Annotated in this window: 3 protein-coding genes; all 3 read right to left on the bottom strand. The window is 74.0% G+C overall.

Annotated elements, in window-relative coordinates:
* Window positions 1-917: eCIS core domain-containing protein (locus tag AC51EU_RS29555; RefSeq protein WP_496270163.1), on the bottom strand; the 917-nt coding region annotated here is incomplete at its 3' end.
* Window positions 914-1,225 carry a hypothetical protein gene (locus AC51EU_RS29550; protein WP_496270162.1) on the bottom strand — a complete coding sequence of 104 codons (312 nt, stop codon included), beginning with the start codon at window positions 1,223-1,225 and terminating at the stop codon, window positions 914-916. The genes AC51EU_RS29550 and AC51EU_RS29555, both read right to left, overlap by 4 nt.
* The coding region (locus AC51EU_RS29545; RefSeq protein WP_496270161.1) for an ATP-binding protein at window positions 1,216-2,493 on the bottom strand (1,278 nt) is incomplete at its 5' end. The genes AC51EU_RS29550 and AC51EU_RS29545, both read right to left, overlap by 10 nt.

Below are 2,493 nucleotides of genomic sequence, written 5' to 3'. Positions count from 1 at the left end.
TCGTCCGCCTTCTCCTCCTGCCGGTCCCGGTCGTCGCCCTCGGCGGCCGCCCGTTCGCGTTCGGCCGCGAGGGCCGCGGCCTCGTCGGTGACCGGCTCGGGCGCGACGGCCGCCAGGAACGGCGGCGGCCCCTGTTCCGTCTCCTCGACGAGATCCAGCAGCCGGTCGAGTTCGGAGCTGAACAGCCGTACGGACAGCCGGTCCAGCACCGCGTCCTGGACCTCCGGAGCCAGCCGCGTCAGCCGGCCCCGTACCCGCCCCGACCGGTCCTCCGGGTCCCCGCGCAGCGACCGCAGCACCCCGTTCGCCAGCCGGTCGACCAGTGTCGCCGGATCGGTCCTCTCCCGGCGGGAGCGGTCCGCGTCGACGGTCGCGTACCGCATCCAGCCCTGGGTGGCCCGCCCCTGCTCCACCTCGGCGGCAGGCCGCTCACCGCGTACGGAGCCGAGCATCGTGGCACGGACCGTGTCCCGCACCGCCGACTCCGCCTCCCGTTCCACCCCCTCCTGCGGCAGGCTCACCGCGCCGAGGTCGCGGCCCGCCCGTAAGGTGCCCAGGCCGTGCGGGTCCTGGACGGTGTGCAGCAGTTCGTGGGCGAGGAGGTGGCGTCCGTCCGCCGTGCCGGGGCGGTAGGCGCCCTCGCGGAAGAAGATGTCGCGGCCGACGGCGAAGGCGTCCGCGCCCATCAGGTCCGCGAGGTGGGCCGAGTCCCGGTCGGTGTGCAGCCGGACCTGGCCGAAGTCGTGGCCGAGTTGTTCCTCCAGCTCGCGGCGGACACCCGGGTCGAGGGGCCGGCCGGCGCCGCTGACGATGTCCTTCGGCTCCGGGACCCGCTGCCGGGGGCGCTCCCGGCGCCTGCGGCGCCTCTCCTGTGCCGACGGGCGGGTCTCCCGCGCGGACGGCCGTGCGGTGCTCATCGTGCCTCCCCCCGGCCCGAGAGTCCCGCGTGCACCGCGCGGGCCAGGGCCTCACCGAGACGTACGGGGGAGGAGGTCGGCGGCAGCGGTGGCAGCCCGCCGAGATCCTCCAGCGTCACATCCGTACCGTCCGACGCCAGCGGGACCCCTCTCTCCCGTACGAGACGGGCCAGTTCCCGGCGGAACGCCTCCGTCAACCGGCCGGTGTCCAGCCGAGCGTCGAAGCCGTCGAGGACCACCTCGCCGATGTCGACACGGAAGGACGACGGGGCGTCCCCCGGGGTGTTCCCTGCCTCGTTCAGACCCATCCGTGGACCTCCGACGGCGTCAAGGAGCGTTCCAGCTTCAGGTATTCGGTACGGGCCGCGGCCAGCATGTGACGCATCCGGAGGCGGTCGCCCTCCTCGGCGGCGAGGAACGCGCCGGACAGCGCGATGTTGCGGATCGAACCGCCCGCCACGGTCAGCCGCGCCAGCAGATCCGGGTCCAGGTCCTCGGCGGGGGCGCGCGCGGGCAGCACCCGGCGCCAGATCTCCGCGCGCTCCTTCTCGCCCGGGAAGGGGAAGTCGACGACGAAACGGATACGGCGCATGAAGGCCGTGTCCAGCGCCTTCTTCATGTTGCTCGTCAGCACGGCGAGACCCCGGTACGCCTCCATGCGCATCAGGAGGTAGCTGACCTCCAGGTTGGCGTAGCGGTCGTGGCTGTCCTTGACCTCGCTGCGCTTGCCGAAGAGGGCGTCCGCCTCGTCGAACAGCAGGAGGGCGCCGCCGCGCTCGGCCGCGTCGAAGACCTTGCCGAGGTTCTTCTCCGTCTCGCCGATGTACTTGCTGACCACCTGCGAAAGGTCGATGACGAACAGATCCAGGCCCAGCTCCCCGGCCATGACCTCGGCCGCGAGGGTCTTGCCCGTACCGGAACCGCCCGCGAACAGGGCGGTGACGCCCAGCCCGCTGCGCAGCGCCTCGGCGAAGCCCCAGTCCTGGTGGACGGTGCCGCGCCGGCGGACATGCGCGACGATCTCGTGCAGGACGCGCGACTGGCGGTCGGCGAGCACCAGATCGTCCCAGCCGGCGCGCGGGGCGATCCGGCGGCCCAGCCCGTCCAGGCCCATCCGCGCCTCGCGCAGCCCCGTCCGCCAGGCCAGCGTGGCGGCGTCCGGCGCGCCGGAGCCCGGCAGATCACGCCGCACGATCGAGGCGACGGACCGTACGACATGGGGCGGCAGCTGGAACTGGGCCACCAGGGACTTCAGTTGCCCGTCCGCCATCCCCGGGACGCCCGCGAACGCCTCGGCCCACAGGTCCGTCTGCTCCTCGTCGGACAGCTTCGGCACCGTGACCCGCTCGCCGTGCCGCCGGTCGGCCGGCCGGGGGCCGGCACCGGAGACGACCAGGGGGACGGCCGTACCCGTGAGGAACGCGTCGGCCGCCGCCTGCTGCTCACGGGACAACTCCCCGGCCTCGACCAGCAGCGCGGCCGGCAGCAGTACCGCCTCGCGCTGCCACAACCGGGCGAGCCGGTCGCGCTCCGCCGCCTCGGCCGGTATGTCGTCGGCGGCCATCGCGTACAGGCC

This window comes from Candidatus Streptomyces philanthi (genome assembly GCF_059553635.1).
Note: the sequence above shows the minus strand (reverse complement) of the source record. Positions and strands in the feature narration are given on the sequence as shown.

Bases quoted from the DNA above. Each gene is read 5' to 3' on its own strand.
- AC51EU_RS29550 (WP_496270162.1), bottom strand. From the start codon at position 1,225: ATGGGTCTGAACGAGGCAGGGAACACCCCGGGGGACGCCCCGTCGTCC.